28 protein-coding genes and 1 pseudogene are annotated in these 23,902 nt (G+C 43.3%); 8 read left to right on the top strand and 21 right to left on the bottom strand.

The window, feature by feature from the left end; translation table 11 throughout:
- Positions 1-107: 107 nt before the first annotated feature.
- A complete protein-coding gene (locus tag RRU94_RS20945; protein ID WP_315692810.1) occupies positions 108-962 on the bottom strand; it encodes a glycerophosphodiester phosphodiesterase in 855 nt (284 codons plus the stop codon).
- Between the two features lie 479 nt (positions 963-1,441).
- Between RRU94_RS20945 and sspK the strand changes: the two genes are divergently transcribed.
- The 3 genes from sspK to RRU94_RS20960 are packed head-to-tail and all read left to right on the top strand — an operon-like array spanning position 1,442 to position 1,997.
- A complete protein-coding gene (gene sspK, locus RRU94_RS20950; protein WP_251270475.1) occupies positions 1,442-1,597 on the top strand; it encodes a small, acid-soluble spore protein K in 156 nt (51 codons plus the stop codon).
- An 18-nt stretch (positions 1,598-1,615) separates the two neighbouring features.
- On the top strand, positions 1,616-1,792 hold the full coding sequence (locus RRU94_RS20955) for a YfhD family protein (protein WP_242232293.1): 177 nt from the start codon (positions 1,616-1,618) through the stop codon (positions 1,790-1,792).
- 16 nt (positions 1,793-1,808) lie between these two features.
- Positions 1,809-1,997 carry an H-type small acid-soluble spore protein gene (locus RRU94_RS20960; RefSeq protein ID WP_315692812.1) on the top strand — a complete coding sequence of 63 codons (189 nt, stop codon included), beginning with the start codon at positions 1,809-1,811 and terminating at the stop codon, positions 1,995-1,997.
- Between the two features lie 249 nt (positions 1,998-2,246).
- Here the strand turns inward: RRU94_RS20960 and RRU94_RS20965 are convergent, their stop codons facing one another.
- The 5 genes from RRU94_RS20965 to RRU94_RS20985 form a co-directional block, all read right to left on the bottom strand.
- The gene (locus RRU94_RS20965) at positions 2,247-3,191 is read right to left on the bottom strand and encodes an oxygen-dependent tRNA uridine(34) hydroxylase TrhO (RefSeq protein ID WP_315692813.1); all 945 of its coding nucleotides are present in this window, start codon (positions 3,189-3,191) and stop codon (positions 2,247-2,249) included.
- 582 nt (positions 3,192-3,773) lie between these two features.
- Positions 3,774-4,280: a GNAT family N-acetyltransferase gene (locus RRU94_RS20970; protein WP_315692814.1), complete on the bottom strand. Its 507-nt coding sequence runs from the start codon at positions 4,278-4,280 to the stop codon at positions 3,774-3,776.
- 296 nt (positions 4,281-4,576) lie between these two features.
- The gene (locus RRU94_RS20975) at positions 4,577-4,873 is read right to left on the bottom strand and encodes a putative quinol monooxygenase (RefSeq protein WP_315692815.1); all 297 of its coding nucleotides are present in this window, start codon (positions 4,871-4,873) and stop codon (positions 4,577-4,579) included.
- Positions 4,874-4,892: 19 nt separating this feature from the next.
- Positions 4,893-5,528, bottom strand: a complete 636-nt coding sequence (locus RRU94_RS20980; RefSeq protein WP_315692816.1) for a nitroreductase family protein — start codon at positions 5,526-5,528, stop codon at positions 4,893-4,895.
- A gap of 19 nt (positions 5,529-5,547) precedes the next feature.
- Positions 5,548-5,979, bottom strand: coding sequence for a MarR family winged helix-turn-helix transcriptional regulator (locus tag RRU94_RS20985; RefSeq protein WP_315692817.1), 432 nt, complete (start codon positions 5,977-5,979; stop codon positions 5,548-5,550).
- 234 nt (positions 5,980-6,213) lie between these two features.
- Between RRU94_RS20985 and RRU94_RS20990 the strand changes: the two genes are divergently transcribed.
- Positions 6,214-6,933 carry a hypothetical protein gene (locus RRU94_RS20990; RefSeq protein ID WP_315692818.1) on the top strand — a complete coding sequence of 240 codons (720 nt, stop codon included), beginning with the start codon at positions 6,214-6,216 and terminating at the stop codon, positions 6,931-6,933.
- A gap of 16 nt (positions 6,934-6,949) precedes the next feature.
- Here RRU94_RS20990 and RRU94_RS20995 read toward each other — a convergent pair whose 3' ends face one another.
- Together RRU94_RS20995 and RRU94_RS21000 are read right to left on the bottom strand one after the other, a co-directional pair.
- A complete protein-coding gene (locus RRU94_RS20995) occupies positions 6,950-7,390 on the bottom strand; it encodes a hypothetical protein (RefSeq protein WP_315692819.1) in 441 nt (146 codons plus the stop codon).
- A 99-nt stretch (positions 7,391-7,489) separates the two neighbouring features.
- Complete coding sequence (locus RRU94_RS21000; RefSeq protein WP_315692821.1) at positions 7,490-8,185, bottom strand: hypothetical protein; 696 nt, start codon at positions 8,183-8,185, stop codon at positions 7,490-7,492.
- Positions 8,186-8,363: 178 nt separating this feature from the next.
- On the opposite strand from RRU94_RS21000, the gene RRU94_RS21005 reads away from it, so the two are divergent.
- Positions 8,364-8,744: a hypothetical protein gene (locus RRU94_RS21005; protein WP_315692822.1), complete on the top strand. Its 381-nt coding sequence runs from the start codon at positions 8,364-8,366 to the stop codon at positions 8,742-8,744.
- 36 nt (positions 8,745-8,780) lie between these two features.
- On the opposite strand, the gene RRU94_RS21010 is transcribed toward RRU94_RS21005, so the two are convergent.
- The 11 genes from RRU94_RS21010 to RRU94_RS21060 all read right to left on the bottom strand — a co-directional run bounded on the left by RRU94_RS21010 (position 8,781) and on the right by RRU94_RS21060 (position 20,227).
- Positions 8,781-8,930, bottom strand: a complete 150-nt coding sequence (locus tag RRU94_RS21010; protein WP_242232302.1) for a hypothetical protein — start codon at positions 8,928-8,930, stop codon at positions 8,781-8,783.
- Positions 8,931-9,109: 179 nt separating this feature from the next.
- Positions 9,110-9,736, bottom strand: coding sequence for a TVP38/TMEM64 family protein (locus tag RRU94_RS21015; protein WP_315692823.1), 627 nt, complete (start codon positions 9,734-9,736; stop codon positions 9,110-9,112).
- 66 nt (positions 9,737-9,802) lie between these two features.
- Complete coding sequence (locus tag RRU94_RS21020; protein ID WP_315692824.1) at positions 9,803-10,690, bottom strand: TIGR01777 family oxidoreductase; 888 nt, start codon at positions 10,688-10,690, stop codon at positions 9,803-9,805.
- A 160-nt stretch (positions 10,691-10,850) separates the two neighbouring features.
- Positions 10,851-11,507 (bottom strand): hypothetical protein, encoded by a 657-nt coding sequence (locus RRU94_RS21025; RefSeq protein ID WP_315692825.1) that lies wholly within the window; start codon positions 11,505-11,507, stop codon positions 10,851-10,853.
- Positions 11,508-12,231: 724 nt separating this feature from the next.
- Entirely contained in the window at positions 12,232-13,452 is a 1,221-nt protein-coding gene (locus RRU94_RS21030; RefSeq protein ID WP_315692826.1) for a hypothetical protein, read from the bottom strand.
- Positions 13,453-13,674: 222 nt separating this feature from the next.
- Entirely contained in the window at positions 13,675-15,231 is a 1,557-nt protein-coding gene (locus RRU94_RS21035) for a histidine kinase N-terminal 7TM domain-containing diguanylate cyclase (RefSeq protein WP_315692827.1), read from the bottom strand.
- A 332-nt stretch (positions 15,232-15,563) separates the two neighbouring features.
- Positions 15,564-15,944 carry a hypothetical protein gene (locus RRU94_RS21040; protein WP_315692828.1) on the bottom strand — a complete coding sequence of 127 codons (381 nt, stop codon included), beginning with the start codon at positions 15,942-15,944 and terminating at the stop codon, positions 15,564-15,566.
- 23 nt (positions 15,945-15,967) lie between these two features.
- Positions 15,968-16,765: a DUF4097 family beta strand repeat-containing protein gene (locus tag RRU94_RS21045; protein ID WP_315692829.1), complete on the bottom strand. Its 798-nt coding sequence runs from the start codon at positions 16,763-16,765 to the stop codon at positions 15,968-15,970.
- A complete protein-coding gene (locus RRU94_RS21050) occupies positions 16,758-17,318 on the bottom strand; it encodes an HAAS signaling domain-containing protein (protein WP_315696083.1) in 561 nt (186 codons plus the stop codon). The genes RRU94_RS21045 and RRU94_RS21050 overlap by 8 nt, the downstream gene beginning before the upstream one ends.
- Positions 17,311-17,634, bottom strand: coding sequence for a PadR family transcriptional regulator (locus RRU94_RS21055; protein WP_251270493.1), 324 nt, complete (start codon positions 17,632-17,634; stop codon positions 17,311-17,313). The genes RRU94_RS21050 and RRU94_RS21055 overlap by 8 nt, the downstream gene beginning before the upstream one ends.
- Before the next feature lie 679 nt (positions 17,635-18,313).
- Complete coding sequence (locus RRU94_RS21060) at positions 18,314-20,227, bottom strand: lipoteichoic acid synthase (RefSeq protein WP_315692831.1); 1,914 nt, start codon at positions 20,225-20,227, stop codon at positions 18,314-18,316.
- A gap of 257 nt (positions 20,228-20,484) precedes the next feature.
- On the opposite strand from RRU94_RS21060, the gene RRU94_RS21065 reads away from it, so the two are divergent.
- Complete coding sequence (locus tag RRU94_RS21065) at positions 20,485-20,664, top strand: hypothetical protein (RefSeq protein WP_315692833.1); 180 nt, start codon at positions 20,485-20,487, stop codon at positions 20,662-20,664.
- Positions 20,665-21,150: 486 nt separating this feature from the next.
- Positions 21,151-22,140 carry an S-layer homology domain-containing protein gene (locus RRU94_RS21070; RefSeq protein WP_315692834.1) on the top strand — a complete coding sequence of 330 codons (990 nt, stop codon included), beginning with the start codon at positions 21,151-21,153 and terminating at the stop codon, positions 22,138-22,140.
- A 41-nt stretch (positions 22,141-22,181) separates the two neighbouring features.
- Here RRU94_RS21070 and RRU94_RS21075 read toward each other — a convergent pair whose 3' ends face one another.
- The gene (locus RRU94_RS21075) at positions 22,182-22,475 is read right to left on the bottom strand and encodes an HNH endonuclease (RefSeq protein ID WP_315692835.1); all 294 of its coding nucleotides are present in this window, start codon (positions 22,473-22,475) and stop codon (positions 22,182-22,184) included.
- Positions 22,476-22,765: 290 nt separating this feature from the next.
- Here RRU94_RS21075 and RRU94_RS21080 point away from each other — a divergent pair.
- Positions 22,766-23,254, top strand: a pseudogene (locus RRU94_RS21080) (energy-coupled thiamine transporter ThiT).
- A gap of 85 nt (positions 23,255-23,339) precedes the next feature.
- Here the strand turns inward: RRU94_RS21080 and RRU94_RS21085 are convergent.
- A complete protein-coding gene (locus RRU94_RS21085) occupies positions 23,340-23,867 on the bottom strand; it encodes a cupin domain-containing protein (protein ID WP_315692836.1) in 528 nt (175 codons plus the stop codon).
- Between the last annotated feature and the right edge of the window lie 35 nt (positions 23,868-23,902).

Here is a 23,902-nt window from a genome sequence, read left to right on the forward strand (position 1 = left end):
CGGGCGTTTTTCTTGTTTTAACTGTATCCTTTATCTGATCCTTGAAATTTTTTGATTAAAGCCGGTTTGTTTTTTCACCGGCCATCTCTCAAACGGCTGCCTTCACCTTATTTCCCTTTTTTCACTTCGTGAAGTAAGCCTGGAAAATTAGTGAAGATTCCCGTTACACCCCAGTCAATCAATGTTTTCATTGTTTCTTTATCATTCACTGTATACGGGTGAATTTCGAGTCCGCTCGCCGTTACCTTTTGCACATATTCTTTGTCAATAAATGTATAGTTCGGACCAACACCGATGGCATAGTTTTTGATCTCTTCAATTTCTTCATCCGTAATCACAGCGTCGGCTGTATACCAAAGCAATTGAACAAGCTTAACGGAAGAGTCGAGCTCATGCATTTTCTCAAGGCTTTCCGCGCTAAAGGATTGAACAAGAAGCTTATTTTTGTCAATTCCGTATTTTTTTACAAGGCGAAGCAGTTCTTTTTCCATGCCCGGGTATACTTCCGGAGATTTCGTTTCAATGTAATAGAATTCATTTTTTCCAAACTTTTGAAAAACCTCTTCAAGCGTTGGCACTGTTAATCCTTCATACGATGCTTTTGCATACTGCGGGTACGTTTCATTAAACCAGCTGCCTGCATCGAGTTCTTTAATTTGGTCCAGTGTAAAGTCTTTTACAAGTCCTGTTCCATTTGTCGTACGGTCGAGCGTTTCATCATGCATCGCAATGAGCTGGCCGTCTTTTGTCATCTGCAGGTCAATTTCAATATAATCGCCTTTTAATTTTTCTCCCATTTCATAGGATACAAGAGTGTGTTCAGGTGCGTACCCGGAAGCACCCCGATGCGCTACGTTGACAATGTCTTTTTGTTTTTCTTTTGCCATAGCCCCGCCCGTGCCTGAGACAACGCTTACTCCCACCAAAAGCGTCAAAGCTGCAGCCATCCATTTTTTCTTCATGTTTTCAGCTCCAATCTATTTTTCTATCCTTTTAACACTCTATCAGCCTGTTATTAATTCTCTTTTAATTTAAAATGAAGTTTATTAGAAGATAAGGTTAATTTTTAACAGTTGAAACAGGTTTGCCTAGAAGAGGAATATGAATGGGACAGTTAAATGAGCCAAAGGGACCAAAGTGAAGAAAGCGCCTATATAGGCAAGCGGTTCCGTAAATAAACAAAACATAAAGCAATAAACTGAGCATGCCACGATTAAAACTCAAGAACACGGGCAAGCTAAACTGTTCTTTCATGACCAATCATTCGTTTTCGCCGCCCGGCTTCTTTATATAAGACGGAAACGTTTTACTTATAGTATTTCCTAATTGGTCTGGGTCATACGAGCCATCATTTTCATTCAAAACGGCCTGATAATTTTCGTCCAACTCCCCATACTATATCAGCGGACACGCAAAGTTCATTCACTTGGGAGGGATGGAAATGAGAAATAAAGCAAAAGATTTTCCAATAACAACCATGAAAGGTGAAGCTGGAAAAGCACGAGCTAAAGCGGCTTACGCCTCTAAACGGGCTGACGGCTCCATTAATACCCATCCACAGGAAAGAATGAATGCTTCCTCGCATCGATCAGAATAGCGGAAGGAGGTTATACCAATGGGAAGAGACGAGCATAAAACAGGCAGCCATGGTGACCGGGGTCTTTCACAAACACCAAAAAATTTAAAAATACCGGCTGACAGCGTGAATGAGGAATATGCCCGCGAGCTGGCGGAAATCACCCGCTTAAGAAACAAACGGCTCGGCAAAGCCGGCCATTCCGAAAAATCATAAAACGGGAGGTGGCAGCATGGAACTGCAGCGCGCCAAACAAATCGTTTCCAATTCAGCTGTTGATATTGATGTTGAATTTAACGGTGTATCTGTTTGGATTGACGAAGTACACGAAGACACAAATACAGCGACCGTCCACCTGCGTGGTCCTGGGGAAGAACGGACACAAGTTGGAATTGAAGACTTGAATGAAGTGACACACTAATGAAAGAGGGCTGTTTCCTTTTAAAAGGAAACAGCCCTCTTTTAGAGTTTTTATTCGCATTTTTCAACACACTCGCTGTTTCAGCCGGCTGATGAAATTTTTTAAGCCGGGCTAGGCTGAGCACTTCCGCTCTTTTCCTTGTCACAACCTTTTCCTACTGTAAGAATAAATCGGTTTTCACTTCAAAGGAACAAGAAAAGCCCCCTGTTTTTAAAAAACAGGGGGCTTCTTCCGTATATGTCTATCCGTTTACATCGTCTGCTTTAATGCTTCAAGACGCTCTTCTACTTCTTCCGCTGTTAGTCCGTGCTCAGCGATGTACCGGTTGCGCGGATGTGTCCGGCATTCGTCTGAACAGCTGCGCAGGAAGCGGTGTTCGGACTCTTCGGATGCCAAAATCTTTTTGTTACATTCTGGATTGGCACAGCTGACATACCGCTCGCACGGTTCACCGGTAAAATAATCTTTGCCGACTACAGCCGGATTTACGCGGTTGATCGGCACGCTGAGACGGTCGTCAAACACAAAGCATTGGCCGTCCCAATTCTCACCACGCACTTCCGGGTCTTTGCCATAAGACACAATTCCTCCGTGCAGCTGCATAACATCTTCAAAGCCTTCCTTCTTGAGGAACCCGGAAAACTTCTCGCAGCGGATGCCGCCCGTACAGTACGTAAGAATTTTCTTGCCTTCTAATTCTTCCCGGTGATCCCGGATCCATTGTGGCAGCTCACGAAACGTCTCTACGTCAGGGCGAATTGCGCCTTTAAAATGGCCGAGATCATGCTCATACGTGTTCCGTGCATCAAGAATAACCGTATTTTCTTCTTTCATCGCCGCTAAAAATTCTTTCGGCTCAGCGTAATCGCCAGTCAGCTCAAGCGGGTTGACGTCATCTTCAAGGCGAAGCGTCACCAATTCAGGCCGTGGACGCACTTTTAATTTTGCAAAAGCATGTTCTTCTGATTCATCGACTTTAAAAACCATGTCTTTAAAGCGCGGATCAGCATGCATTGCCTCCATGTAGCGCTCTGTTTGCTCGACTGTTCCCGATACGGTGCCGTTAATGCCTTCTTTTGCGACCAAAATGCGCCCTTTCAGCTCAAGCTCCTCGCAAAACTGTTTATGCTCCTTCGCAAACGTTTCTGGATCATCTATTGGTACATATTGATAATAAAGCAATACTCTGTACATCTTTTTTCCTCCACCTATTTACTTCTTTTTTCTTTTGGTATCATATCATGTTTATCCGCATTATGGGGATTTGATGCACTGGGTGCAGGAGAGGAGTTTTATCCACTTTTTCATTCTTTGGCCTCCACTGCCTCAAGCTGTTTATCAGCTCAATGGCCCTTTCGCTTTTTTCTATCCATTTCATAAAACTTTTTCTTTTTCATAGGAATAAGAGATCAAATAGATGAATAGAATATTCGCAGCTAAAAAAGAAAAAATAGATAAGAATTTTAAAAGAAAATACTTACATAAATACAGCAAAATGTATAAGAATTAACAGCTCTTCTTATCAATCTTTAGTAAAAATATGGAATTTAAACCAAGCGGTAAGGCAAAGTTCTGTAAAACCTTCACCCTCAGTTCAATTGCGAGTCCACCTTTCAAAAGAAAAAGGCCGGGTCTACAGTTAGTATGTGGATCCGGCCTTTTATTATGCAGGTGCGGACATCCTTTGCAAAAAAAGAAAAGAACCTTTTTGCCCTGTTTTCTTTTTCTGCCGGCTAACCTTTCCCTGCCTGTTTCTGTGCTGACAGCTACATGCATTTATGTGACAGAAAGCCGGTATGCTTTGACAATAATTCCGTCGTTAGCTGGTTCAAAATCAAACTGAGGCATACGCTCAAAGCCCAAACGCTCATAAAGGCGCACAGCTGCTTCCATAAAATCAGCTGTATGAAGGCCAATATAAGGCAGGCCGCTTTCTTTTGTCCGCCGAATACATTCATTGATCAGCGCTTTGGCTGCCCCTTTATTCCGGGCTTGCGGATCAACCGCCAGCATTCGAATCTCCGGGTAATCCAGCATATCAACAAGCCCCGTATATGCGTCTAACTTCGCCGGAAACAGAGCCACACTGCCGATCACTTCTCCTTCTTCAACCGCTACAATCAGTTCAACACCTTCTTGTTCATCTGCGTTAGATGAGACGGCACTTTTTAATGCTTCCCAATGCCCGGGAGGGATTTGTTTTGCATGCTCTTCATACGATTTTATTCTTTGCTTACGAATAGATGCTTTTTCACTTGGTAATGCCTGCCGAATCGTAATCATCTGATCCACCTTTTTCACATTCCTTTTTTTGATTATTTCATCTATAAGCCGACCAGCTGGCAGCGACACTTTTTTGTTCAATCTGTTTGTGGGCTGACAAACTAAACAGATTCCCACATAATGTCGGGAAATTCTGAAGCCGTTCTCTTTATACTTACGAATAAACACAACTGCCGCTGATTTTATAAACATGTTACCATTGGATTAAAAGGGATGGAATCTTTTTTGTTGAACACAGGGACTTTAGGTGCGAAATAAAAAACAGCCGAAATTACTTCGGCTGTTTTTTCTATTCTTTATTTGGATAAAGAAGACGCTTCATAGCTGTTTACATCCAAAGGCGCTGTTAAAAATTCGGACGCTTTACCAACGAAAGCCGTAAAGTGGCTGCTCGTATTATGGAAGGCTACTGCATCTGCATTCTTCCACACTTCTACCATCGTGTAAGCATGCGCCTGCTCGGTGTCTTTCATTAAATCGTAAGCAATGTTTCCATCTTCCGCTCTTGATCCTTCAATAAGCGGACGAATTTCCTCCAAAAATGCCTGTTCTTTTGCTGGATTCACTTGAAAGCGTGCATGAATAATAATCATGTTTATATCCCCCTTTTTCTTATCGCCACTCTGTAATTTGGTCAACAGGCAGCCGAACCGACTGATAGCCTTGATTTGCCGCTTTACCAATAGAAATAAGCATAACCGGATAATAGCGGTCCTTGTCCAAGCCAAACGCCTGGGCAATCTCAGCTTTCTCAAATCCACCAATTGGATTTGTATCATACCCATGCGCCCGGGCTGCAAGCATAAGCTGCATGGACACAAGCCCGGCATCAATTAAGTTCATTTCTTTTAACTGATCCGTTGTCATAACTTCAAAAAAACCTTTGATTGATTTGACCTGCTGATTTTTCACATCTTCTGGCATAAACCCTTTTTGAACGGCTGTGTCATAAATTTCGTCCAAATAGTCACTGCTGTTCATATCAGCAAACACGGCGATTACAGCAGCAGACGTTTCGACCTGGGACTGATTGAAACGGGCAAGCGGCGCAAGCGTTTCTTTCCCTTCCGGTGTATCGATCACAAGAAAACGCCATGGCTGCAGGTTCACAGAAGAAGGTGCAAGCGATGCTGTTTCTAATATTTCCTTTATTTCCTCACGGCTGATTTTAACCGACGGGTCGTAATACCGGATAGAACGGCGTCCGGTTACAATTTCCTGAAAGTCATTTATTTTGATGTTGTTCATAGATGTCTCTCCTTTATGTTCACTCAATGTTTTCAACGTTTTGCTGTATACGAGCAAGCAGATCAGCAAGATAGGTACGATCAGCTTCCGGCACATTCTGCAGAACCTGTTGAATAAACCGCTTTTTTTCGCTGCAGTAGCCTTCCATCCGGCTGCGTCCTTCTTCAGTCAAACGAACAAAGGTGACGCGGTTATCATCCGGGTTTTTGCGCCGCACAACAGTACCGCGCTCCTCCAGCTGCTTGAGATGCCGCGTTACAGCCGCATGATCAATGTTTATTCTTTTCTGTAAAGCCGTCTGGCTGATTTCTTCTACTTCAAACAGCACATGCAGCAGCTCTAAGCGAGACTGGCTTACACCTGTACATCGTTCAAACTTTGGCATGATCCCCTTGTTGATTTCGTGCAAGTGGTAAATGATTCGCTCATCTTCCTTGTATAAATTGGTCAAAAACACCTTCTCCTATCCGTCTCCTTAATTCATTGACGGGTCAACCTTTGATCCATCAACTAATATACAGGATGTGTATATGTACGTCAAATTATTTGCCCTGACAGCGGATATGGCATTAAATAGGAGCTATATTAAAAAAGGGCAGTCTCCAAATGTTTTCAACCGGCACTCTTTGGATAAAAAATGAACACGATGCTTATAGGAAAAAGTGTCCCGAAAGGAGTGTTTTTTATGTGGATAGATATCATGGTACCGATTGACCACCCGGGTTCTTTACCGGGCTTCAAAGCTGTATCACCAGAACCGTATATGTTTGACCGGCCGGACCGGTTTACAAGCTACCGACACGAGGATTTTCCTTATACGCTTATGAAAGATGACCAGCACCAATGGTATCTTGCCGTACGCTGGGAATGTGAAGCGTTGACCGAGGTGAAATATGCGCGTCAGGTTCACCGCCCTTCCTATATGGACGAGCAAACAACATTAAAGTTAGTCGATTACATGAACGAAACAGGCTTCAGCGCCAGGATGGCCGACTTCGATAAAGCGTTTGTTCATACAACGGTTTTTGCCGACAAGCTGGAGAAAGTGCCGCCGGACCGGCAGCTGAGAATAGCCAATGCAGACGGAGAAGATGATCCCGAAGTTATTCGGAACCTGCACTTTATCGATAACGTATATAAAGGCAGGCGGACACGCTTTCTGCCTGGATTTGAAACATACTCGATCGCTACCATTACCGAAAACCGCTTCTACCTCGAGCAGGTGCACCTGCCCGCATCGGCTTCTCTTTATTTGCAGTATTTTGTTTATTACCATCGATACGGACTTGTTCCTTCTAAACAAATGATGGCCAGGCTGCTCGAAAATTTATGGGCCTCTACCCAGGCGATGAACACAGGGTGGAATCCAGCACTTTTTACTGCAGAAGCCATTCCAGAGAATTAAACCATCTGCCGGAAGGCTACCGTGTGCCTGCTTTTTCGCCCTGATGAGTAAAGTCAATGCGGCACCCGCCTTTTGTTTGATTGCCCCCAACGATAAGTGAATGCAGCCGATGCTCGGCGGTAAATATGATTGTGCCTTCTTCGTTCTTTGTAAACGTCCGGGTCCAGATAGGAGATGTTCGATCCTGCCAATTAAGATGCAGTTCTCCTTCTTCAACCTTCACTTCATAGGTAAGCGTGATTGTACTCCCTTTGCTGAAGTAGAAGGAATATTCATCAACGCCATGAAACCTTTTATAAGAAATCCGCAGGTATTCAAAGCTCTGCTTATACACATAGCCGATTTTCGTTACAGTTCTCACTCTCAGCCTGCCTGTTTTCCAAAGAAAAAAGCCAATGAGCCCGATGACTATGAACGGTGCGGCCTCACTGACATAAGTGATAAAATAATTCGACATTTACGTATTTCTCCTTCGGGGATCCTATGTATTTTTTACTATTATGCTAAATGCAGTTTAAAATTTGATACAATAAAAAGGAGCGGCAGGCGCTCCTTTTTACTCCTTCCGGCTTTCAAGAAACGGCTTAATGTCATCATCCAAAATCGCCGTATCCCATGGATGCCAGTAATAGGTTATTCCATCATACTGTACGCTGTATTGATACGCGACCGCCTCGCCGGTATACAGTACGATGTGGTACGTGGAAGCTTCTTCTTTCGTATTTGGTGTAAAGGAATCAACCGGTTCGCTCGTCGTTAACAGTTTTAATAAATGCTTTAAATCTGAACCGGAGATACTTCTTCCCTGTTTTTGTCCATCCGGAAAAACTTCAGCCCGGATTACCTTTTCAATCGGCACATTATCAAAATGCCATCTATAGCCGCCCGCTTTTGTTGAGTAATAGAGCTTGTATCCATTCTTCGCTTGTTTATCCCTTACAGCCAGCAGACCCGGATGTTCTTTAACGGCATAAAGCCCTGTTCCTTTTCCGTAAAAAGCGGCATCGCCGTCCTTTGGTTTATAGGATGGCTCGGTAATATGGCCCGCTACCGTAAAGGTGACCTGTCCAACTTTTTCGCCAACTGCATTTTTGTCTGCCAAAATTCCGGTATGAATGCCGTGATACTCCACTCCATTCCATTTAACAAAATCAACCCAATCAATGGCATCTGCCTGGCCTTCTTCCGGATCACCGGAACGACAGCCTGCAAGCAAAACAGCTAACAGAATCAAAAAAGCGTAGTGTCTCAACAAATCCCTCCTGCCTTGTAAATGGCTTCGCCTCGCTGCTCTTTTATAGTATTCGATGCAGGCTGGAAGATCCCTCCGTGCAGAAAGAACGATTGGAAAAATGGGGTATTGTTGTTTGAAATATCCTTTGGACGGGCATGCTGATTTTTACCTGTCATAAAAAGAAAGGAGCAAAAAAATGAATGAAGCAATCCGCTTGGTTCTGTCCATGGAATGGCTAACTGAACAAAATATCGTGCGTGTGGTCTCTTATAGCTTTTTCTTTGTAACGATCGCTGTTTTTCTCTGGCAGCTGTTCCGCTCCATTGCAGCAATTAAAACGGCAAGAGCGCAAAAAAAGATTGGATTTCGAACCATCGTACAGTGCCTGGGCGCATTTTATTTGCTTGTTGTAACCCTCCTTGCCGCCGGGATTAATGGGCTTTCGGGAATTTTCTGGGTACATTCATTTATCGGCTTTTTCCTTACCTGTATTTTTTTTATGGACAGGGCTTCCAAAAAAGGCGTTCAGCCGGCAAGATTAAAACGGCGTTCCATGAAAAAAGCCAATTCTCATTAAAAAAAGAGAATTGGCTTTTTGGTTTATATAAAAAGATTATCTTGATTTTACTTTAATGATTGCTTCTCCATATTGGTCCATAGACTGGCGGAAGCTGTTTACTGCTGTAGCGATTGCCTGTACGTATTTTCCAAAACCTGCTTTTTCTTTTAATACCATTGCTGTATCGATCATATATTTAGTCATTTTATTATCTCCCCTCATCGCTCGTATCTTTCCTTTATTATCCTACACGCCCTCAAAATTGAAAAACCCAAAGAAAACGGAAACATTGGCTATGTAAGCGTGCATCATCGCCTTTTTTCTAACTCTTGCTTTCATTTTCTTTGTTTTTCTTCTTTTTTTAAAATAAAAAAGCGCCGGTATTATTCCGGCACTTTGTTCATTCGTTTATAAACAATTACATAATTGACAGCCATAATAATCAGCACATAGACGCCGTACAGCCCAAACGAAAACCATTTGTTTTCCGCAAAGCTTGCACCAGCAAATGACAGCAAAAGAATATTTGGCAGCTTTCCAATCGCTGAAGCGATTAAAAACACAAATCCGTTAACGCGGCTTAATCCGCAGACAATGTTTACAACAGGAGATGGAACAACCGGCACTAAGCGCACAAGCAGAATCGCCAGAAACGCATTTTTGTGCAGCTTGTCTTCATAGTCCTTCACCTGTGGATATCGGTCAAGTTTTGCCTGTGCCCATTCTTTAAAACCGTACCGGGCAATGTAGAAAAACAGCATCGTTCCAATCATTGAACCGCTGAGTGTAACAAGTACACCTTCTGCCGTGCCGAAAATACCACCAATGAGTCCAGCCAGCACCGGAAACGGCACGATCGGAACAAACACACAGATCGCCACGAGCAGCATGCTGACTAAAACAGCATATGTGCCTCCTTCATTTACAATAGCAAGCAGCCCTTCTTTTTGTGTAATGCCAAGCAGCAGAATGCCGGCCAGAACGGCAATGCTGACGATTCTTTTGATCATACTGCACCTCTTCTTTCCTCACGTTGCTGTGTTTAGTTTACCATAGATAGCCTGCGCAAGGCTCGTTTAAGAGGATAAAATAGATTGAAGGGATTTGTCTAATTTTAGAAATAAAAAGGTATAGCCTGCACGCTCCAGCCGCTCTGGAAGTACCCATCGGCTTTTAAGCACGAGCTCGGTTTCTGTCCGGATTACTTTAGCGCCAAGCTCAAGCAGCCATTCGGGCGCAGGAAGGCCAAACCCCACATTTGCCGCTCTGCGCAGGGCTGCCATTAATTCATCATTTTGAACGGGGTTAGGCGCCGCACAGTTAAATACTCCGTTTAATTCGGGCCGTTCATTTAAAAACATGATAATTCCAAACAAATCCTCGAGATGAATCCAGCTGAACCGCTGCCGGCCGCTTCCTTGAGGACCTCCAAGACCATATTTCACCAAGTTCCGGTAAGGCGTCATAACGCCACCCCCTGGTCCAAGCACAATGGCGATGCGCAGGGCAGCTTGCCGCGTTTTCGGCAGATCAAATGAAAAAAACGCTTCTTCCCAGCTCCTGGCAACATCAACTGAAAATCCTGATCCAATCTCTCCTGCTTCTTCCGTCATTGGCCTGTCTTCTGCATGCCGGTAAATCGTAGCTGTACTTGAATTAATCCACATCTTCGGCGGATGTTCACATGCCTGTACGGCTTCACCAAGCTGGTTCGTCGTACTTGTCCTAGAAAGCATAATAGCTCGTTTATTTGTTTCATTGTACCGGCAGTTGACTGATTTTCCCGCTAAATTTACAAGCAGCTCCGCCCCGTCCAGTGCTTCGATCATACGGTCCTTGTTTTCCCAAGAAATGTGAGGCTCCTGCCGAGAAATGATGTGTACTGTATAGCCAAGCTCCTTACATCGTTCCTCCATGTACCGGCCGATAAATCCCGTTCCGCCTGCTAACACAACTTTTTTCATGTTAAAACCCCGCTCTTTGAAAGATTGGTTTTTCTGAAACGCGCTTCACTGATTCTTCTTTACTTTAGCATAATAAGGGAATGTTTTCCAAAAAAATACTCCAACAACTGTTGGAGCAGGCGGGCTTGCAAAGAATAAAGGCTGCTCTTTTTCATTCTTCTTACATCATAAGAAAAATGACAGCGAGCAGCAGGACTAAAAGAATGCTCCCAGTCATTAGCAGTACTTTCCGCTGATAATTTACATAAGGCTTAACATCATAATCAATGCCGTAATACGCAAAAACCTCTCCGTTCTCATCCAAATAGGGTTTAACGACTGTAAGCCAGGTTCCATAATCATCTGAATAAGGCTTGGATATGATAGTGGTTTTCTTTTTTTTCATTTCTTCTATTACATTTGCAATATTGGCCGGCTGTGTGTAAAAATCTCCCGTTTCTAAACCTTTTTTCTCCGCTGCATCGGCTAAACCCGTTGATGCTGCTACGAAGCGGGTATCAGTACCGTTTTTCAATTCTGCACCAAATATATATCCGTGTGTCAGCTGCGGCTCACACCGAGACAGCCGGTTAAAATGCTCTTCAAGCTTCCGGGCTGCTTTACTGTCTCTGCTTTTACTTTGAATAACCTTCTTTATTTCTTCTTTTGTTATCCCTTTTGACCATGCCTCCGCCGTCCTTCTCGCATCCGGGGCAATACGGCTGATCACTTCCTTTGTGTCCGCATACCTGACTGCTCCAACAGCAATAACAACTGCGGTGGCCATTATGAGACAAACAAACAAGATCCATTTTGTTTTTGCAGATAAGGCTCCCACCAATGACCACGCTCTCTTTTGATTCGATTATAAACGATGCTTTACCCTTTAAGACAGCCGCGGCTTCACCAATGAATGCCAGGCTTAAAATACGCACTTTTTTACAAATAGATTTATAGGTTAATTGTCACGGTTTCACTTTTCTTATCATAGTATGAACTTAAACAGATAGCAAACCCCATAATTATCCATAATATAACAAATATCTTTAAACTGTTTTTTATAGGAACTTAAACAGTCAGTCATTACAAACCGAATTCTATTTTGTCGCTTTTTAGAACTGTATACCCTTATACAACGAAAACTGGCTGATATAGCAGAAAAAAAGAGATTCACTTCAAAAGAAGCCTTGCTTTTTTGAATGAATTCGACAAAAATTGAGGTAAGCTATATCTCCTTTGTTCGGTACTTAAAAACAGCTTTTCTGCATAATTATTCACAAACATTCCCGCTATTGTTCTGAACCGCCGAAAAACTACTTTTCTGATATAACACTTCCAAACAGCAGGTTTAATTCGTTTAACTTTTTATTTTTTTCCTTTTAACGGAAATTAACAACTGTAAAAAAAAAGCTTGTTTGCTCCTATAAGCAAGGCAGGCTGTTCACTCCGTCATGCAAAATAAAAATAAAAGAAAAAACCGCCGGAACTGAGCCCAGCGGTGCAATCTGTTGCTGCTCCTCCTGCCGGCGGCGAAGCGTTATCGTTTCCCGAGACAGATCAGCTTAAGAAAATATAATTTTTTCTTCCACTTCTTTTAATAAATGAATCGTCGCTTCCACATTCACAGTTCCATCTTCATTCGTTTGCAAATAATCGTTTTTCACCATAATCGTCATCGTTTTTCCATTTTGGGGACGGCCTGGTTTTTCAAAGGAGAGATCTTTCACTGCTGGCTGCTCGAGCAGACGCGCAAAAGCCTTCATACGTGCTTCCCGCTGGCGGAGCGGATCTGGCTCTGCTAGTTTGATACATAAACGGCTTTGTTCAAGCTGGAAATAACACGCATGGTTTTTGTTTTTTGCCCACCAGAACCCTTCAAATCCACCGGCCATATTGGCCATATAACTCCAATTTCCATTTTGAAGCTCACGTTGAAGCAGCCGGTAAAATCCCTGCCATGAGGAGGAGGTCCAAGCTGAAACCGGAAGCCACCGGTATGATTGATACCCTGCTTCGATTTCCTCCAGTCGTTTTAAATAATCAAGGAAAATGTGATTTGTAATACCCGCTCTCTTGCCTTCATTCAGCACATCGATCATGTCTTCCCGTAAAAATGGCGCATAACCCGCTTTGTCGCACGACTGATAATGACTCTGGCTTGCTGGCTTATAGTAAATCGGCAGCGGCTTTCGATGAGGATACGCTTTTTGAACCGCTTTCAAATAACAGGCCAGCTGATCGGAATGATCGCTTGTATTCGTTTTTTCTTCAATTAAAACAGCTGCATGATCATTTACTAGCAGTAACACATCCAGCCCTTGAAACTGCTGGATCATCCCAATGGACTTCACTTCTGGAAGTACTTCTCCATGCTTTTTAAACATCCTCTCCAAAAACAACAGCGCACATTTATGTAAAACTTCATCTGCTGTTTTCCCATATGGTGCCGCCCACTGCGCAAACCAGCACAAAAACGCATCTTGTGACAGCTCACTTGTAACAAATTGGAATAAGCTTTTTGGCTCATCCGCTTTTTCCGCATAAGCATCGATCCAGGCGGCCACATTTTCTCCCCTGTATTCGCTCCAATAGGCAGACTTTAAAATAGTCTCGTAATGCATCGCGGCATACAGTTTATTTTCATTCTTTATGTATACGCGGCCTTGATCATGTGAGTAGAGAAGCAGCAGGGCATCTCCCCGGTCTGCGATGACTTGTGGATAAGCTGTTCTATCCGCTGTCTGCTCTGCATATCCGAGGTGTGGGTATGTTCTTTTTTCCATTTCTCTCCTCCTTTTTCATTCTATTGTATCATGAATATGATCATAAAAAATATTCATAAAAGCTCCTGATAGCCACCATACTGTACGATTCATCTTTGTTTAAATATACATTTCCTATAAAAGTAAGCGCCTTAATCGACGGTTTCCACATAGAAAAAAGGAGAACAGGCGTGATGTTCTCCTTCTCTAATAGATTCCTTGTCTTCTGGAAGCTGATTTCACTTAAAGTGCCTGCTTAAACACCTGCACACGATTTCGGCCATTTCGTTTAGCCGTATAAAGCGCTTGATCCGCTTCACGCATCAGTTCCTGTACCGGAGAATCGGGACTGCCTGCTTGAATCCGCATATGGGACAGGCCAAAACTCGATGTTACACTGAGCGTCTCTTCTCCCAGCTGGATGACCGTTTCTGCGATAGCTGTACGGATGGCCTCTGCCCGCTCGCGTGCTTCTGGTAAAGAAGCGTGGGGAAGGAAAATAATAAATTCCTCTCCGCCATAACGGCCGAATAAATCGTTTGCCTGCATGTTCTTCCCAACCCGGTGTGCAATACTTGTGAGCACACGGTCTCCTGCTTCATGGCCGAATGTATCATTCACCCGCTTAAAATGGTCAATATCAAACATAATTATCGAAACGACGCCTTCTTCTTTTTGAAGCAGCCTGCAGGCAGCTTCTGCCTGCCCTAAAAAGAAAGTCCGGTTTAATATACCGGTCAAGCCGTCCAGGCGAGCCAGTTTCTGCAATTGTTTTTCCATTTGCACCCGCTCGGTTACGTTGATAAACATGACGATTTTGCCAATCTTCTCCCCCTTTTTATCTTTTAAAGGGGTAAAACGGACTTGGAAATGAAGCGTTTCTTCGGGCTGATCGAGCTTATAATCACATTCCTCCCCCTGGCACAGAATGGAGGCCAGCTGCTCGTTGGCCGAAATCACTTCTCTCAGCGGCCGGCCAATCGTGTGAACGGTCAAAGCAGGCAGAACGGTTTTCATTGCCTGGTTGTAATCTATGACAATATCATTTTCATTTAAAACGACTACCCCTTCTTCCAGTCCTTCAAAAACGGTTTCACGGGCGATAGGAACTACATCAAACATTTGAAAGCGCAAAAGCGCTGCTCCTTGCAATAAAAAAGCAAGACACATAGACACCGGACCGAGATCGATTCCCCTGCTCCAGCCGCTTATATAAAAAATACTTGAAATTGGCGGGACCAAAAGGCCCGCTACCATTAATAAAATTTGCATTTGAAAACGAAAAGTTACTTTTCTCAGCTGCCAAAGCAAAATGCATACACTTGCTGCCATGCAGAAATAAAGAAATACGGATTGAACAAAAAACCATAATCCTCCTTCAAGGTTTGCCAGCGGGTAAGCCGTATCGGTGCGTAAACCGACGGAGGAGTAATAAAGGTGATGAAAAGAATTTGTCCAATGCAGAATAAGCGTTACAGCCGGAATGCCAAGCAGGGGAATATACATCCATCTTTTGACGTTTCGCCCGGTATAATCAAGGCACATAAGCAAAATCACCGCTGGCAGAAAAGAAATCGCCACATATTCAACGGCGACCCAAAACAAAATATCCGTTAATGATTGAGACATCAGCTCAAACGCATAAGTTACCGCAAAAAAAGCAGCCAGAAAGGCAGCCACGCAAAAGTACTTTCCACCGGGTGCATGTTTAATTTTTATAAAAGCGTAGATTCCTAAAAAAGAACTCACGGAGGCACCTGCAATCAATACTAGAATATAAATCAGTATGTAGTGCGGCATATCTTTCTCCTCACTTAGTAAAAAAGCATTACATTCTTTACTACTATATCATCTCCACCTTACTTTGGACGAATGCTTTTATATATTTCTTAGTTGAAGCATAACTCTTCCGTAATTCACCATGCATTCGATATGAAGAAAATATAAAAAGAAGCAGAGGTTATCTGCTTCTTTTTATATTTTTTTATGAGACAAAGAAAGATGTCTGTTTTTCAAAACCGGTATAATGGACCTAATAAATACGGCGACCCAGCCAATCAGTAAACCGCCGCTTATGAGCATAATAGCATTCGGATAAAGAACAGAATGACCCAGAGTCGTCTGCCATCCAATCAGAATAATTGATAACAGCCAGGCAGTGCCGCCTGCATGAAGAAAGTGCCGCCGGCCTGACTGTACCGAGGAGAGAAACCGCGCATATGCTGGACCGTTTCGGCTCCATAGCTATAAAAAGCGCACACGAGATAGGACCAGCAAAAAATCTGCCGCTTACGCCGGCTGAATCCGGCTAGCGGCACCAAAAAAGCGGTTGTGATTAAAAACAGGCCGAGCGCTGCATTAAATGAAAAAGCGCTGAGTAAATTTCTCTCTGGCGGCACAATGACTCCTTGAACAGCCATCATGACTGCACAAAAAGCAGCCAGCGTAAATCCCAGCAAACTGGCCGCTGTAAGAACCGGCTCTACTCTCCATGCGTTTTTTACAGCGTTCATTTTTCCCGCTCTCCTTCTCACTTTTATTTTGTGACTGTAATTTTCCCGTTGTTTGTCTTCAGCTTAATGAGATTTTTTCCGTCACCGAAACGGGCATTACCGCTGTACTTATTTAAAATATTAATTTCACCGTTGTCTTTATGCACATCAAAGGTTGTATTCGTTGGCTCTTGCTCGGTTTGCACGGTGATGCTGCCATTGTTGCTCGCCAGCTGCATTGGCCGGTCTAAATCTTTCGTTAATACATGTATGCTTCCATTCGCTACTTTTCCACTTAAGATTCCATCGACATGTTCAAGAGAAATTTTTCCATTATCCGCTTGTACCTTGACTTCTTTCGCCGCAATATCTTTCGCTTGAATTTGCCCATTGTTCACATGAACATCCATTTGATTTGTATCCATTTTTTGAAGCTGTACACGCCCGTTGCGATTAGTAATATAAATCGACTGATAGGTTTTTTCAGGAAGATACACACTTAATGTCAAATCCGATGAAACAAAGCCAATCGTGAAAAATTTCTGCTGCTGTTCATGAAGCTGCACCTTTAATGCTCCGTCTTCCGTATCTGCATCAAATGAAATATCGTTATCAGGATTACCGGCACCGCTTACCTCTACTCGAGCCGTTTCTTCAGGTGTAACCATAACGTTTACTTCCGCATTGTCGGTATTAAGTTCAACTGTGTTGATGGGAGCAGCGCTGAATGTTTTACTTTCTGAAATTTGGACCGCCGTGTTGGACCGGCTGAACGTTAAAACGGCTCCAGTGCCGCCAATCAGCAGCAAAAAAAGGGCTAAAACAGACAATTTCTTAATCATGCTGCAATCCTCCTTTTACAAGAGATGCGTTCCATTTTAAATAACGGACGAATCCTTTTAACAGTGCTTTTGTCGCAAAAAACATACCAATTAAAATAAATATGCCGAGTCCAGCAAACGCAAGAGAAACAAATATGTCGTACCATTCAAATGTTCCTGTATTTAGAAGGGCACTTACTATAACCACCAGTGGAAAAGTCACGCCTGCACCGCCAGCAGCCCATCCGCCGGCCAACACTCCGATAAGCGCCACTAATGGTCCAAGTACGATAATTAAATTGAAAAAGCCCAGTCCGATAACCGCCCAGACAGCCCGCATTATATTGCCTGCCGTGGCAGATGTTTTTGCCTTCTCTACCTGATAGGATGCGGCCAGTTCTTTGCCGATCTGGCGCGGTGAACCAAGTGAAGAAGCAATAGCCTCTTCCGTCTTTCCTTCTTCAAGCCCAATGGAAAAATACTCCTCATAATCCTGCAGAATCTCGTGCCGCTCAGCTGAAGAAATAGCTTCCAGCGACGAATCAAGCTCACGCAAAAATTGCTGTTTATTCATCATTCCCACCCTCTTTAATTAATTGGTTAACTCCTCTTGAAAATTCATTCCATTCTGCAATTAGCTCGCGCAGATAGGTTCGTCCTTTGTCCGTTAACGCGTAATACTTGCGTGATGGACCTTCGGATGATTCCTGCAAATAGGTCGTAAAGTATTCTTCTTTTGTCAGGCGGCGCAGCAGCGGATAAACGGAGCCTTCTGAAATCTCAATCTGGTCCGAAATCTTTTGCACCAGCTCATAGCCATACCGGTCTTTTTTATTTAAAAGTGCCAGTACGCATAATTCCAAAACTCCTTTTTTAAATTGTACATTCAAACGTTATTCACCTCTTTTCACTACTGTATAATAAACAGTACCGGTTTATACTTGATACTCTGTAAATATATAGTAACATCCACTACTAATTATTACAAGGTACTGAATTTTATTTTCCACTTGTTCTGCTGCCATTTGTGATGCTTCACCAAAACAAGTGAAGCTGTGCATGACATAACTATGCTCTTAAACATAAAAAGCCTGAGGGTCGTTACATTCCACAGGCTTTCATTTATTATTTTTCCTGCAGAAGCGTTACCTCGTGCATTTTTTACACAGCGGGTTTTGAAAGTAAACTTTGCATAGATCGCCTAACATCATTCGCTGAACGTCGTGAAATCTTTTTCCTGAACAGTGGTGGACCGTTTTTTTAAAGCAAGGGTCGCTCGATATCACATAAAATTCATCACGAATCCAGTTTACGCAGCGGTTATGCCTGCCTAAACAACTCCAACTGTGATCCTGTGAACAACCGCAGTGACACTCGTTCCTGCTGAAGCCCGAACACATCTCTTTTCCTCCCCTCAATGAATCTATTAACAAGATATGCAGGCATCTGCAAAGCTGGAGCGGCTGTTATCAGGCAGGATCATTGGTTCTTACCAACTAAAGTAAAAAGGCATCTATTTGTTATGTAAAAAAGCCCGCAGAATGGCTCTGCGGGCTTTGCATTACAATCTTATTCCTCGGCTGTTTCTTTTCCGTATTGGTACTGAGTTGGGTCGACCGGCTCCATGCCTTCTATATCATGGAAGCGCAGTAAATCACCATACAGAACTTGATCAGAGAAAGACAGCTGAGCGGCTACTTTCTTTTTAGCCGCCTGCATATCGGCGGTCGGCTCTAATGGTTCACCTGTTTTTGAATCGTAGTACGTTCCATCAACCGATGTATACTTCGGTGATACAAAGTCACCGTTGCGGAACGCTACCACTTCATCGTGCTCCGACGAAAGAAGATCGGTACCGAACTGAATAAATTCTTTATTGTCAATGCCTAAAAGGTGAAGCATCGTCGGCACGACGTCAATTTCACCGCCATACTGGTGTTTCACGCCGCCTTCAACGCCTGGCACGTGGATAAACAACGGCACGCGCTGCAGCTGTGCGTTTTTAAAGTCCGTAATCTCTTCGCCCATAATTTGTGCCATCGCTTTATTATGGTTTTCGGAGATGCCGTAGTGATCACCATAAATGATAATCATGGAGTTATCGTATAAACCAGCTTTTTTCAAGTCTACAAAAAATGACTGGAGTGCTTCGTCCATATAACGTGCCGTCTGGAAGTACCGGTCTACAGTGCCGTCTCCCGTTGTCGCTGGCTCAATCGTTGCATCTCCTTCATCCATAACAAATGGGAAATGGTTAGTCAGCGTCATTAAATGCGCGTAAAACGGCTGCTCCAGTGATTGAAGCATTGGAATAGACTCTTCAAAAAACGGCTTGTCTTTCAAACCGTAGTTGACTTTCCGGTCGCCTTCCATGTTGTAATAGCTGGCATCGAAAAACGTGTCTACGCCCATTTGCTTGTAAATTTCATTCCGGTTCCAGAATGTTTTATAGTCACCGTGCAGAACAGCACTTGTATAGCCTGCTTTTTGGTTCAAAATTGCCGGTGCAGCCTGATAGGTGTTGCGGCCTTTGAGAACAAACGCAGATCCCTGCGGCAGGCCGAACAGCGAAGTATCCATCATCAATTCAGCGTCAGCAGTTTTCCCCTGGCCGGTTTGATGAAAGAAGTTATCAAAATACATATACTCGTTGTTGTGCGCCAGTGAATTTAAGAACGGTGTGACTTCCTGGCCGTTTAACTTGTAATCAATCAAAAATGTTTGAAACGACTCAAGGTGAATTTTAATCACATTCATCCCTTTTGCTTTCCCGAAATACTCTTCATTTGGCGCTGCATAATGAGACTTTGTGTAGTTTTCCACATTTGTTAAGTCGTCACTGCTCGCAAAAGCGCTTTGCTTCTCGTTTTTCACTGTTTGAATTGCATCATATACCGTGTAATTGTAGGCGCCTAAATATTTGATTAAATAGTTGCGGTCAAACGCTCTAGACAGAAGCTGCGGACGGTCTGCTTCTGCAAGACCCAGATTTACCGCAAAAATTACTGCACCGGCTGCCAAAATTGCCAGTACTTTTCTTTTCGGTGTAACCTGAAGCTTCCATTCTTTTCTTTTCATCCAAAGAACCACTGCAAGAATCACTAAATCTGCGAAATAAATGACATCATGCCATTCTGTTAAATCGGCAATGCTTCCGCCTAAATGCCCGGCGTTGCTCGTTTGAAACAGTGTCGGCAGCGTAACAAAGTCATTGAAGAAACGGTAGTATAGGATGTTGCTGTATAAAATCAGCGTCATTATACTACTGAATACAAGAATCCATCTGCCACTTCGTTTTGAAAACAGGGCGAGCCCTAAAAAGAGAACCGCTGAGCTGAGCGGATTTAAAAATAGAAGAAATGTCTGCATCGCATTGTTGATCCCCAGCTGAAATTCTGTGAGGTAGGCAATGTACGATTTCAGCCAAACCAAAATAACCGCTAAAGCAAAAAAGTGTAACGGCTTTAAAAACAATCGATTCATTTTAATTCCCTTCTTCCAAGCTATTCATAATCATCCAAAGTCTTTTTTATAAAATTATCTTTTAACGAGAAGCGCATTTATAAAATATACAACATTTTGCTGCTACCGTCGAGTATCTTCTCTATCACGCAAAGATAGAAGAATGAAAAACGGCTTTGAAAGCAGCCGGTTTTGTTTCTGGTCAGATAACCTGACAGATTCGTTGTCTTTGCGGTGATTCCAAGGCACAATAAGCGGTAAGGAAGGAGCTGTTTGTAATGGACGGACTGTTTGTTTTGCATAATCTGCTCGCTGTGCTGTGGATTATTTTATTCGTGAAAACAAAGCAGGAACACCGTCTGCAGATCACTCATGTCCTGTTTTTAGCGATAGCAGTCGGCATTTTAGTTCATTCATGCTGGACCGTTTTTTATTCAACAGGAATTCAGGATTTCTGAGTACGACTCACCTTGATCAAAATCTTCTTAAGGATAATGTTCAAATTCCGGGCTCCTTTGCCTGATAGGTATTTCTCCATTGTCAAACCAAAGAAGCGGCTCTTTTGAACGGTCCCCCATTCTCTTTCTCCTATATCTACATCTCTAAAAAAATCTTCTTTATTCCCCATTTCACCACCCCGATTGCCGCGGGCGTTTCCGCAAATAATCCGCAATGGTCATCCGCTAAAAATAAAACAGAGAAGTGCCGATTCTTTTAAACTAGCTTCGATAATAATAGATTGCGCTATATTCCTTTCCACAAATTGCAATCGCTTTTTGCAATGCTTCCTTCCATCCTCTTTTATTTCAGCAGGCAACTCTTATAGAGTCTGGTTCTCTTGCTTTTTTTGAACTATTTTCCAATTAAAGATGGTAACAAGTGTAAAATAATGTTATTGTAAAAAAGAACCAAATAAATTATTTTTTTATAAAAGGAGAAAAATGATGAAGAAAGTGTGTGCTGTTTTACTTGCTGCAGGCTTGTTGTTTACCCAGTCCATTTCCGCATCAGCTGCGTTCAAAGACGTCAGCCAGTCGTACTGGGCGAACGAAGAAATTGTTTATTTAACGAACAAAAAAATCATTAGCGGCTTTAAGGATCAATCATTTCAGCCCAATGCGCCTGTTACTAAAATTCAAGCTATGATCATGACAGCGAGAGCATTGAATCTGGATTTAACGAACCGCCCGGCTCCGGGATTTAACGACCTGCCAAAATCAAGCAGCGGTTATGCAGAAGCAGCCGCGGTTGTGGACGAAGGATTATTTCCCAAAAGCACATCTTTAAAACCAGCAGAACCGATCACACGCGCCCAGATGGCACGTATGCTGACTGCCGCATTCAAATGGAAAGCATCTGATGCTGTTTCATTTAAAGATGTACCGAAGAGCTTCTGGGGGCATCCTTATATTACTGCGCTTGCCAGCCAAAATATTACGCTTGGTTATCCCGATGGAACCTTTAAGCCGAATCAAGCTCTGACACGCTCGCAATTTTCGGTCTTTCTAGCGCGTGCCCTAAATGACGACTATAAAACATATACCTACACGAATACAGCACTTAAATATAAGCTGGAACTGCCTAACTATATGAAAACGCAGGTAACGACAGAAAATAAAAAAGATAAAATCGGTTCATATGGAACGTATTTTTATTACAATAACACGGCCTACCTGGGCCACAAGCCGATACTTGCTATTATTTGGGCCGTACCGGAGTCGAAGCTGCCTCGCTATGAAGGCGCACCTTTCGAACTGCTGAAAAAGCAGGGATCGACGTATTATTTCTATCAGGGACCGAGCGAGCACCCGTATTTGTTTATGGATAATCAAAATCGTGTTGTTGATAAAAGAAACACAAATGAAGCAAAAGCTTATGAGCGGATTCAGTATAAGCTTGCCCATATGATAAAAGGCATCACACCAACAAACTAACGAAACACAAAGACGGCTTCCTTTGGGAGCCGTCTTTGCTTTTATCTGGACCGCTTTCGTTCATTTGACTTACGCACACGGACAAGCGTTTCAGCCGGCTGCTTGCGGATCCATTTTATATACTTGCTGATTTTTTCATCCTGGCGCAGCCGCTCAATCGAATGGAGACGAACAGCCAGTTCTTTATTGGTGTAAAGTGCATGAACCTGCTTGTGGCACGGCAGGCACAAGTCAGCCGTCGGGCCATGCGATCCCCCTTCTTCCCTCGGCGTTAAATGGTGAACGGTCGTTTCAACCGGCGAGCGGCCACACAACTCGCAAACAGATGATTTCATCCAATATGTCGCCTCCATTTTTCTTCTATTGTAACAAATCCGTTTTTACAGCCGGAGTGTAGAAACTCTGGCTATTTAGCTGCCAAACCTGCCTTTTATAAATGTTTCCATTACTGTATCCTTTTGTCTTTTCTTGTTCTTTGCTACAATAAACAAGGCCATATGGGGAGCCTTCGGGCTGAAAACAGTGTTCATCTGGTTCCATGGAGCCTGTCGGATTATGCCGGCGCAAGGATGTATACCGTTTCTTCCTTCTTCGCGCACGGCAAAGAAAGAAAGAAAGAAAAACATTGAATCGAAAACTGCCGCTTCAAGCCTTAATTGAAGCAGCGATCATAGCTGCTCTTGCCTATATTATTGATGTTCTGCCTGCTATTGAGCCTTTTCCATGGGTAAAGATTTCAATTGCCATGATTCCCGTTCTGCTTTTGTCACTGCGCTGGGGATGGAAAGCAGGAATGGCTTCCGGCTTTGTTTGGGGGCTTTTACAGATTGTACTGGGCACTGCTTACGTTTTAACACTACTTCAAGCATTTATTGAATACTTTATTGCGTTTTCATTTATTGGTCTTGCCGGGCTGTTCGCCGGCTGCCTGGCCCGTTACTTTTGGCATTTCCTTGCCGGATAGGTGTATTTTGGAGAGGCTGCACCGGAAGACATGCCGGCTGCCCTTTACTCTCTGGCTATTGATGGCAGCGCCGCCCTTCTCACACTACTAGTATGTACCATTGTTCTTGTATTTCTTTTAAAAACCGCACCGTGTCTTTTTAAAGTATAATTTTACGGCCGGTTTTTAATATAAAAAAGGACTGCTTTCCGCATAAGCACTGCCGTTCGGCATTTTTGGCATAAAAAAAAGCTGCTCAATCGCAGCCGTCTTCTTTACAATCCTTCCAATAGTCTAGCAGCGGCCCTCTTTCGCCAAAAACGGGATCCGTTTCGGCTGCTGGCACTTGTTTAATTTCGCTAAGAGACTGTGCCCTGGAACCTGTATCACCCTTTTTTAAATTAGGGCTTTGCCCATTCGGGTACGCACCGACTACAGAAAAATCCGGACTTTGGCTGAGCCGCTTATGGCCCGTCCCAGCGGGAAGTACGATCACGTCGCCCGTTTGAATCTCCAGCCGTTCTCCCTGCTCCCCGCCGATCTGTACAACCGCGTCTCCAGACCTTACTCCAAGCACTTCATGTGTATTGGTATGGTAATGATGATAATCGAAAATCCCATTCACCCAGCTGTTCGTCCAACCATGCCGGTTAAATGCCGGCTCTATCTCGCTTGGTGTATTCGTAAATACCTGCTTATAAACAATGATCGGGAACCTCCCATTATTCGGGATTTTACCATCATCTTTACATTGAAAGGTCTGTATATCCGGTTTCACATACATCCGCTCCTTTTCGCATAACGGTTCTTTCGTTATAC

The sequence above is a fragment of the Domibacillus sp. DTU_2020_1001157_1_SI_ALB_TIR_016 genome, assembly GCF_032341995.1.
Taxonomy (GTDB): domain Bacteria; phylum Bacillota; class Bacilli; order Bacillales; family Domibacillaceae; genus Domibacillus; species Domibacillus indicus_A.

Coding starts and splice junctions, on each gene's coding strand:
- RRU94_RS20990 (WP_315692818.1), top strand. CDS start 6,214: ATGTGGATAGATATCATGGTACCGATTGACCACCCGGGTTCTTTACCG.
- RRU94_RS20975 (WP_315692815.1), bottom strand. CDS start 4,873: ATGATTATTATTCATGCACGCTTTCAAGTGAATCCAGCAAAAGAACAG.
- RRU94_RS20980 (WP_315692816.1), bottom strand. CDS start 5,528: ATGAACAACATCAAAATAAATGACTTTCAGGAAATTGTAACCGGACGC.
- RRU94_RS21085 (WP_315692836.1), bottom strand. CDS start 23,867: ATGTATGTGAAACCGGATATACAGACCTTTCAATGTAAAGATGATGGT.
- RRU94_RS20945 (WP_315692810.1), bottom strand. CDS start 962: ATGAAGAAAAAATGGATGGCTGCAGCTTTGACGCTTTTGGTGGGAGTA.
- RRU94_RS20960 (WP_315692812.1), top strand. CDS start 1,809: ATGGAACTGCAGCGCGCCAAACAAATCGTTTCCAATTCAGCTGTTGAT.
- RRU94_RS20995 (WP_315692819.1), bottom strand. CDS start 7,390: ATGTCGAATTATTTTATCACTTATGTCAGTGAGGCCGCACCGTTCATA.
- RRU94_RS21015 (WP_315692823.1), bottom strand. CDS start 9,736: ATGATCAAAAGAATCGTCAGCATTGCCGTTCTGGCCGGCATTCTGCTG.
- RRU94_RS20955 (WP_242232293.1), top strand. CDS start 1,616: ATGGGAAGAGACGAGCATAAAACAGGCAGCCATGGTGACCGGGGTCTT.
- RRU94_RS21010 (WP_242232302.1), bottom strand. CDS start 8,930: ATGACTAAATATATGATCGATACAGCAATGGTATTAAAAGAAAAAGCA.
- RRU94_RS21045 (WP_315692829.1), bottom strand. CDS start 16,765: ATGATTAAGAAATTGTCTGTTTTAGCCCTTTTTTTGCTGCTGATTGGC.
- sspK (WP_251270475.1), top strand. CDS start 1,442: ATGAGAAATAAAGCAAAAGATTTTCCAATAACAACCATGAAAGGTGAA.
- RRU94_RS21070 (WP_315692834.1), top strand. CDS start 21,151: ATGAAGAAAGTGTGTGCTGTTTTACTTGCTGCAGGCTTGTTGTTTACC.
- RRU94_RS21035 (WP_315692827.1), bottom strand. CDS start 15,231: ATGCCGCACTACATACTGATTTATATTCTAGTATTGATTGCAGGTGCC.
- RRU94_RS20970 (WP_315692814.1), bottom strand. CDS start 4,280: ATGATTACGATTCGGCAGGCATTACCAAGTGAAAAAGCATCTATTCGT.
- RRU94_RS21030 (WP_315692826.1), bottom strand. CDS start 13,452: ATGGAAAAAAGAACATACCCACACCTCGGATATGCAGAGCAGACAGCG.
- RRU94_RS20965 (WP_315692813.1), bottom strand. CDS start 3,191: ATGTACAGAGTATTGCTTTATTATCAATATGTACCAATAGATGATCCA.
- RRU94_RS21075 (WP_315692835.1), bottom strand. CDS start 22,475: ATGAAATCATCTGTTTGCGAGTTGTGTGGCCGCTCGCCGGTTGAAACG.
- RRU94_RS21040 (WP_315692828.1), bottom strand. CDS start 15,944: ATGAACGCTGTAAAAAACGCATGGAGAGTAGAGCCGGTTCTTACAGCG.
- RRU94_RS21060 (WP_315692831.1), bottom strand. CDS start 20,227: ATGAATCGATTGTTTTTAAAGCCGTTACACTTTTTTGCTTTAGCGGTT.
- RRU94_RS21005 (WP_315692822.1), top strand. CDS start 8,364: ATGAATGAAGCAATCCGCTTGGTTCTGTCCATGGAATGGCTAACTGAA.
- RRU94_RS21050 (WP_315696083.1), bottom strand. CDS start 17,318: ATGAATAAACAGCAATTTTTGCGTGAGCTTGATTCGTCGCTGGAAGCT.
- RRU94_RS21020 (WP_315692824.1), bottom strand. CDS start 10,690: ATGAAAAAAGTTGTGTTAGCAGGCGGAACGGGATTTATCGGCCGGTAC.
- RRU94_RS21065 (WP_315692833.1), top strand. CDS start 20,485: ATGGACGGACTGTTTGTTTTGCATAATCTGCTCGCTGTGCTGTGGATT.